The organism is Bradyrhizobium sp., from assembly GCF_035273305.1.
In the GTDB taxonomy this organism is placed as follows: Bacteria; Pseudomonadota; Alphaproteobacteria; order Rhizobiales; family Xanthobacteraceae; genus Bradyrhizobium.
The window spans coordinates 19,621-27,316 of the sequence record NZ_DATEPI010000308.1 but is presented as its reverse complement, the minus strand read 5'-3'; the positions used below and the strand labels follow the sequence as shown (position 1 = coordinate 27,316).

Annotated in this window: 4 protein-coding genes; 3 read left to right on the top strand and 1 reads right to left on the bottom strand. The window is 59.1% G+C overall.

The annotated features are described in order from the left end of the window. The first annotated feature begins 347 nt into the window (after positions 1-347). Together VJV58_RS20370 and VJV58_RS20365 are read left to right on the top strand one after the other, a co-directional pair. Positions 348-2,396 carry an FAD-dependent oxidoreductase gene (locus VJV58_RS20370; protein WP_324139170.1) on the top strand — a complete coding sequence of 683 codons (2,049 nt, stop codon included), beginning with the start codon at positions 348-350 and terminating at the stop codon, positions 2,394-2,396. Positions 2,397-2,562: 166 nt separating this feature from the next. Then, on the top strand, positions 2,563-4,578 hold the full coding sequence (locus VJV58_RS20365) for an ABC transporter ATP-binding protein (RefSeq protein WP_324139169.1): 2,016 nt from the start codon (positions 2,563-2,565) through the stop codon (positions 4,576-4,578). Positions 4,579-4,596: 18 nt separating this feature from the next. Here the strand turns inward: VJV58_RS20365 and VJV58_RS20360 are convergent, their stop codons facing one another. Next, positions 4,597-5,790 (bottom strand): NAD(P)/FAD-dependent oxidoreductase, encoded by a 1,194-nt coding sequence (locus tag VJV58_RS20360; RefSeq protein ID WP_324139168.1) that lies wholly within the window; start codon positions 5,788-5,790, stop codon positions 4,597-4,599. Between the two features lie 160 nt (positions 5,791-5,950). Here VJV58_RS20360 and VJV58_RS20355 point away from each other — a divergent pair, with 160 nt between their 5' ends. Further along, entirely contained in the window at positions 5,951-7,081 is a 1,131-nt protein-coding gene (locus tag VJV58_RS20355; protein WP_324139167.1) for a GNAT family N-acetyltransferase, read from the top strand. The last annotated feature ends 615 nt before the right edge of the window (positions 7,082-7,696 follow it).

The following is a 7,696-nucleotide window of genomic DNA, read 5'->3' as shown; positions in this document are numbered from 1 at the left end:
GGCGGCGATCGTGCCGGCGGCTCCGGAAGTCGAGCCATTGGCGCTGCCGCCGGCGGAATAGTTAAGAGACCAGAATATCAGGAGAAAGGCCGGCGAAAGCCGGCCTTTTTTCGAGGTTTCTCCGCTGCGCACCCTCCGAACTACCTTTGTTCATCTTTCCTTCAGGCTGAAAAGCGCTTCTGCTAAGGGCGCGCGTTCGCTCCGTTTTTCGGGCGCGAGCTAACAGGCGCGCGGGTTCATCGCGCGTCGAACAATGAATGGAATTCGATTAGTAACAGTTTGATTGAATACGCTCTGGGCTAAGAACCGGATGCTCTCTCAGAAAGACGGGGGGTCGCGGAAGATAGATGTTGGATCTTGCGATTATTGGCGGCGGGCCGGGTGGCCTGATGAGTGCTTGGTATCTCAAAAAGAAGCTCGGCGAGCTTTGCCGCGTTACTCTCTACGAGGCGTCCGATCGCCTCGGCGGCAAAATATTGACGCGCAAGTTCGATTCGGCGCCGGCGATGTACGAGGCCGGGGTCGCCGAGATTTACGATTACTCGATGAGCGGGCCTGATCCGCTGCGCGAATTGATCCAGCATTTCGGCTTGCAGACGATTCCGATGGACGCCGAGCAAGTTCATCTCGACGGCGAGTTGCTCAACGACGTGCCGGACATGCGGCGCAGATACGGGGCGAAGACGGCAGATGCCATCGAAGCGTTCCGAAAACGCTGTGCCGAGATGGTGTCGCCGGCTGAATATTACGAGGGCGTCGGTGCTCACGATAACGAGCATCCCTGGGCCTACATCACTTGCGAGGAGTTGCTCGATCAGGAAGTAGACGATCCAATCGCCAAGCGTTTTTTGAAGGTGATGGCTCGCTCCGACATCGCCACCGAGGGCCACAATACGAACGGCCTCAATGCGCTGAAGAATTTCGTGATGGATGTCGACGGCTATATCGGCCTCTATTCGATCCAGAACGGAAATGAGCAGTTGATCGACTGCCTCCAGTCAGAGGTGGATGCCGATATCCAGCTCAATCACCGGGTTCTCAAGGTCGGCAAGACCCCGGCCGGCCGTTATCAGCTCCAGATGATGAACGGCAAGGGACCGGAAACCCGGGACTTCGACCTGGTGGTGATGTGCTTACCGCATTCCTGGCTCGCGACCGTGGGGTGGGACGGCGAGCAGCTGCGGAAGTCGATGGTCAAGCACGTCGCTTATTTCGATCGCCCCGCGCACTACCTGCGGATCTCGATCCTGTTCGACGAGCCGTTCTGGGGCGAGAAGATTTCCGGCTCCTGGTTCATGTCCGAAGCGTTTGGCGGCTGCTGCGTTTACAATGAGGGTTCCCGCCACGATGTCGGCAAGCATGGCGTCTTGAATTGGCTGATCGCCGGTTCGGACGCGCTGGCGTTCGCCAACCTCAGCGACAAGGAGCTGATCGAGGCTGCATTGAAATCACTGCCGCCTGCGCTCGGCCGATCGCGAGAGCATTTCGTCGAGGGCAAGATCCATCGGTGGCTGTCCTCGGTGAATGCATTGCCGGGCGGATTGCCGGCGCGCGATGTCATGACCAATCATCGCCCGGAACCGAAGCAGCATCCGGGCCTCGTCGTGGTCGGCGATTACCTGTTCGATTCGACGCTGAACGGGCTGCTCGATTCGTCCGATGCGGCGACAGACATTATCGTCACCGAGATGATGCGGCTCCGCCGTGCCCGCGGTAAGGCCGGTTCCGAGAAGATCGATCGCGAATACTTCGAGAATTATCGCGGTGTTGGACGCTATTGCGACGTCTGGAACCAGTTCACCGATCCGGACTACCTGGGCGACCTGATCAAGATCGTGTGGAACCCGATGGGGTGCTACAAACTACTGGTGGCGGGATCGGCCAGCGGGGAGCTGGTTGGAGCGTTACGTGCGCGCGGTATCGATGCGTGGGGCATCGAGAACAACCGGGCGATCCATGCAAAGACGCCGACCGAATTGAAACCGTTCAATCGATTGGGGTCCATTGTCGATATGCCGTTCAAGGACGGCGAGTTCGATTTCGTGTTCGAGAGTAGCCTATGCCATGTCGCAGAAAAGCAGGTGCGGCGCGCGATCCGCGAGTTGAACCGGGTTATGAAGACAGGCCTGATGTTCGGATCGGTGACGTCGGACATGTCGCCAGCGCTGATCGACCGCTATGACCTGCTGCGCGGCGTCAAAAAGCTCGGCACCTGGTGGGAATGGTCTGAGTTGTTTTTCAACAACGGATTCGATCTATCGATGCATCGTCACGATTGCACTGATACGCTTTGGGCGGCGACGCTCGCCGCCGGCAAGGGCCCGGGTCAGTGGTATGGCGATGCCGAGAGCCTGCGCTACTCCTTTTTCGACAAAATCGAACCCGAACGGGATTGAGTTCGCAACCGCCGGCGCCAGGCCGACATTTGGCGACGGCAGGGAAGTTCGCGCGCAGTTGCTTTGCCAGTGCACGCTCATCGCATAGGATCGAAAGAGTGGTGGTCGCTTCGGCCACTAGCCTCGATTGGCGGTCATTGCCGGCCGTCCAGCACCAGTTGGTTTTATGGCGTCCAAGCCTCCATCACCCGATGATCGGAAAAAAACCGTCGCGGATTTGCTCGCGCGGGAGACCCCCGAGAAGTTCGAGGCCGATCATCCCCGAGCGCACGGCGGTGAGAAAAAATTGCCGCCCAGCGATGATGATGACCACGAACAAGATAATGCGGAGCTTGAGCTTGAGGACGACGAGGAGGATGAGGACCTTGTCGTCTTTACCGCGAAGCAAGCTGCCGGCGCGTTGGCGACGATCTACGCGTTCATCAAACCAATTCTGCGGAACTACAAAAAAATACTGACATTCGTTGGCCTCGGCGTGGTGGTCGAGACGTTGTTCAATGTCATCATGCCGTTGAGCCTCAAGTTCCTGATCGATGACGCGCTCGGCGAAGAGGACTTCGAGGCGCTGGTCAAGATCCTCTCGGTGCTGGCGGCGGCCGGGATTTTCACGTCGATCGTGGCGGTATGGTACGAGCGCTGGGATGCCGAGCTGGCGGCTTGCGTGATCTCGGACGTTCGAACCCGGTTGTTCGAGCACGTGCAGGATCTGCCGGCGGCCTACTTCGCGCGCACCAAGCGGGGCGAGATCCTGTCGCGGTTTTCCGTCGATCTCTCCGCGTTCGAAGGATCGATCAAGGGGCTTGCCAACGGCGCGGCGCTGCCGTTTTTCGAGTTGATCGCCGGCATCATCCTGATGCTGTTTCTGAACTGGCAGCTGGCGGCCGTATCCCTGCTGGTGTTCCCGATCACGTTGATCGGGCCCCGCATTCTGACTCCTAAAGCGGTGCAGGCGAATTATGAGCAGAAGCTCAATGAATCGGCGCTGCTCGGCATGGTGCAGGAAAACATCGCGGCGCAGGCTGTGATCAAGGCGTTCAGCCTGCAGAGACGCACGCTCGGCTGGTTCACCATGCGTAACGATGAGGCGCGCCGGAAGATCGCGTCCGCGGCGTTTCTGTCGACGATGGTGGAGCGCACGGTTACGATCTCGGTGCTGTTGCTGCACCTCGTAGTGCTTGCGATCGGAGCCTATCTCGCCACCAAAGGCCAGATCACGATCGGGACCTTTGTTACCTTCGAAAGTGCCTTCTGGGAAGTATCGTACAACATCGCCCACATCATGCATTTCATCCCGGTGTCGATCCAGTCGGCGGCGGCTGTTCAACATATCCAGGAATTGCTGGACGAGCCGACCCGCGGCGAGGATCGTCCCGGCGCGCCCGACCTGCCGCGGATCACTAATGACATCACTTTCGATCGCGTGACTTTCAAGTACGAAGGCAGCCAAACGCCGGTACTGAACAACCTTAGCCTGAAGCTCAAAGTCGGCAAAAGCATCGCCATCGTCGGCCCCAGCGGCTCCGGGAAGAGCACGTTGCTCAATTTAATATTGCGCCTCTACGTGCCGGATGAGGGGCGCGTTACGATTGACGGCGTGGACATCCGCAAGATCACCCGGGAGTCGCTTCGGCGAAGCATGGCGGTGGTGTTCCAGGAAAACATGCTCTTCAACATGTCGATCCGGGAAAACATCCGGCTTGGCAAGGAAGGCGCAACCGATGAGGAAGTCGAGCAGGCGGCGCGCAAGGCGGAAATACATCGCTACATCATGAGCCTGCCGCATAAATACGACACGGCGGTCGGCGAGCGTGGAGATACGCTATCAGGCGGGCAGCGTCAGCGGATCGCAATTGCGCGCGCTATCGTCCGCAATCCGTCGGTGCTGTTGCTGGATGAAGCAACATCGGCGCTGGACCAAACGACGGAAGCCGCCATAAACCAGACGCTTCTGAAGCTGTCGAAGGGCTGCACGATGATCTTCTCGACCCACCGCCTGACGTCAGTCGTCGAAATGGACGAGATCATTGTGATCGCCGGCGGCAAGGCGATCGAACGCGGCTCACATGCGCAACTTCTCGCGGCCAACGGCGTGTACCGAAAGCTCTGGGACGATCAGAGCCATAAGCCGCACCAACCTGCCGATCAAGTTGAAGATAGCGACGATGACGATGATGATGATTGACGATTTTTCAACTGCGGGTCACGGGTGCGCGGCTCGTTTGATCTCGATCGATTTTTCAATCGATCCGGCAGTAAGCCGCTCGCCGATCGCGCCGACGGATCCCTGCGCAAGTCGCGCGAGGAAACGAATCCAACGCCGCGCCTGCCACGACAAGCCCGGGTCAATGGATAGCGCCCGAAGCTGATAAGCCTTTTCGAGGGATCGGGCGTCACAGGCCCTCTTCTCCGGATCGGCATAGAACGCCGCGATCTTTTCGACGTCCATGCCATCGCTCGCCAGCCATTGCGGAATGTAAAGATTGCACAGGCGCTCGACGTCAGTGAACACTTTGGTCGCCCCGGTCCCCGCGGCCGGACAGGAAGTGGCAAACGCGTCACCGACCAGCACGATCCCGGGTTGAAGATGATTTTCGGTGACGCAGAGATCAGCCGGTCGAATCTTCACCGCGCTGCTCACCCTGAATTCGCCCATCATTCCCTCAAGTCCGGGCATCATGGCGAGCATGGTCTGTTCGGGAGCCTGCCGAAACTGAGAAAGCCATGGGTCGGTCATCTCACGGTAAACCATCAAGTTGACCCGCATCGCGCCTTCGATCGGAAACGCCGTGAGGTAGGCCATGCGTGAACTTGATCGCGCCGGCCAGTATGTCAAAGCCGGAAAGCTGAAGCTGTTCCGGCCGACCGGCTCGACGTTGTAGGCGAGCGTGATTGAATGGCATGGACTGATCACGTGACGTTTCATGGCGATCGTGCGGCGAAGGCCGACGTTAAGGCCTGTAGCGAGGACAATCAGCCGCGACGAGATTTCTTGGCCATTGGACAATACGAGCTTCTGCCGCTCCGAGCTGTTGGAGATCGCGGAGACCTTGGCAAAGATACAGCTGGTGTCGGATGGAATTTGCGCGCGCAACGAGCTAACGAGCGTCTCGTATAACAGCCCGTGCTGGTCGCTCGCTCGCCTCGCCACGAGCTGTCCAAAACGCGCTTCCCAGACGTTGCCGTCGAGCCTGGCCGCATTCAATGTCACATCGGCAAGCCCCGTCTTGCGCAGCAGGTCAAGCTGTTCTCCGCTCAATTTCTCGCAGCGCAGCTCGGATGGATAGACAGGGTGCGGATCGATCAGCACAGTCGCGATGCAGGCGCGTCCAAGCATCGCCGCGGCAGACGAACCCGCAAGTCCGCCTCCGATGATGGCCACGTCGGTGTACCGCATACATGCCCTCTGCGCCGAACGCCCTATCAATGCGCCCGAAAACACAAACAAACGGTTGAAAGCGACCGCTGAAAACCGGGTTCGCCTGCTGGCTTAACGGGACAGCAATATCGGTCGAACAAGATCGCATGACGCCATCACCGCTCGAATGATTGGTTCGATGATATCGGTAACGATTGATTCACCTACCGCAGCTATCGGCCCGCAGTGGGACGATCTCGTTCGGCGTGCCCCCTCAAATGTCTTCATGAATCCAGCGGCTCTGCTGGCTGCTAGCGAGACCAACTTCGCGAACATCAGGATGTTGCTGGCCTGGGAGAAGGGCGCGGGCGCGCCGAGACTCGCTGGCTTATGGGCGCTGCAGATGCGCAGGCCGGCGCCGTTCTGGCCCATTGTGATCGAGCCGTTGCCCTACAATTACGCCTTCCTGTCCAACCCCGTCATCGATCCCGCTTACGTGGATGAGGTGGTCCCGGCTTTCCTCCGCGCAATTGAGCAGAGCCCATCGCTGTCTCGGATCGTAAGCCTGCATTCCTTCGATACGGAGTGTCCGAGCTATCCCGCGATAATCAGGGATTTGGCAGTGCGCGGTGTCAAACCTCTGGTGCTTTCCGAAACCATGCGTCCGTTCGTCACAAAGGATTTCGGCCTGAAGCGATCGGGTTCGACGCGCAAAAAGCTGCGGCAGGACTGGAACAGGTTGAGCGCCGCCGGCGCAGTCGAGGTGGTCAACGACAGGAGTATCGGCGGCGCCAAGCGGGCGTTCGAGATATTTCTCGCGCTCGAACAGGCGAGCTGGAAAGGCGCGAACGGCACGGCGCTGCTGTCGGATCCGCGGGATTGCGCGTTCGCGCGTCGACTGCTGCAAAGCCTCGCCGAGCAGGGCAATGCTTCGGTGGCCTTGCTGCTGGTAAACGGCGAACCCATTGCGGCGCAGGTGGTGATGTACTGCGGGAAGACGGCGTATACTTGGAAAACAGCATTCAGCGCGAACTATGCCAAATATTCGCCGGGCACTTTGTTGGTCGACAAGATCACTGAAGAGTTGCTTTCAAGCCCCGACATCCAGGCGATCAATTCCTGCGCGGCGGAAGCAAGCTTTATGGGGCAGCTCTGGGCCGGGCGCCGCAAGATGGTCGATATGCTGTTTGATCTGGGTCCTCGAAGGTCGTTGGGATACCGCCTGGAAGCTGGTCGGCAGCTCGGGTACGGGCAGCTCCGTAGTTGGCGCGACCGGCTGCGGCAGGGGTATCCAGCGCCGCGGGCCAAAAGGCCTGAGCCTGCCTTGTAGCTGCCTTTTAGCTGCCGTGGGCGTGTTTTACCCGGATAATACCACGTATTTGGCCCTGAGCCCTCTCGTGTCACACCAGTGCTATTAGCGGATCGACGAGCGAAGATGCCTGCCCACACAGGCGCCTTGTTACACCCGCTATCCAACAGCGCGACCAAAGTGCGCTTCGACATCGCGATTGCGTCGATTCCGCTTGTGGCACAAGCCCTTCTTGCCTTGTGGTTTCGCCTTGACTTGCCTATCTACGGCCGATACAACCCGCGCACTTAACGACAGGCGGTGAGTGTCGCCAGCGTCGGAACGGATCACCCTTTCAGTCCTTTCCTGTATTTCGTATCAGGACTGAGATGGGCACCAACCTCGACGAATGCCGCTCAAACGCTGTCGCTTGTAGCTAGGCAATGCCAGGACGATCTTGGTTCTCTTGAGCGAGTTCTCTTGAGATTGATATCGGATGCATGACCTCGGTGGCCGACTGACCGGCGAAAGCTGATCGGTTACGACTGCGGTCCTCTGTGGCGTCGAAGCGCTTTCGGTTCAGCAATGAGCCGTTGGCGCGATTTCGCTTTGCGCGGTCGTTTTCGCGCGCGGCGGCCGGGTGGGGCAGGTGACCCC

Bases quoted from the DNA above. Each gene is read 5' to 3' on its own strand.
- VJV58_RS20355 (WP_324139167.1), top strand. From the start codon at position 5,951: ATGATATCGGTAACGATTGATTCACCTACCGCAGCTATCGGCCCGCAG.
- VJV58_RS20360 (WP_324139168.1), bottom strand. From the start codon at position 5,790: ATGCGGTACACCGACGTGGCCATCATCGGAGGCGGACTTGCGGGTTCG.
- VJV58_RS20370 (WP_324139170.1), top strand. From the start codon at position 348: ATGTTGGATCTTGCGATTATTGGCGGCGGGCCGGGTGGCCTGATGAGT.
- VJV58_RS20365 (WP_324139169.1), top strand. From the start codon at position 2,563: ATGGCGTCCAAGCCTCCATCACCCGATGATCGGAAAAAAACCGTCGCG.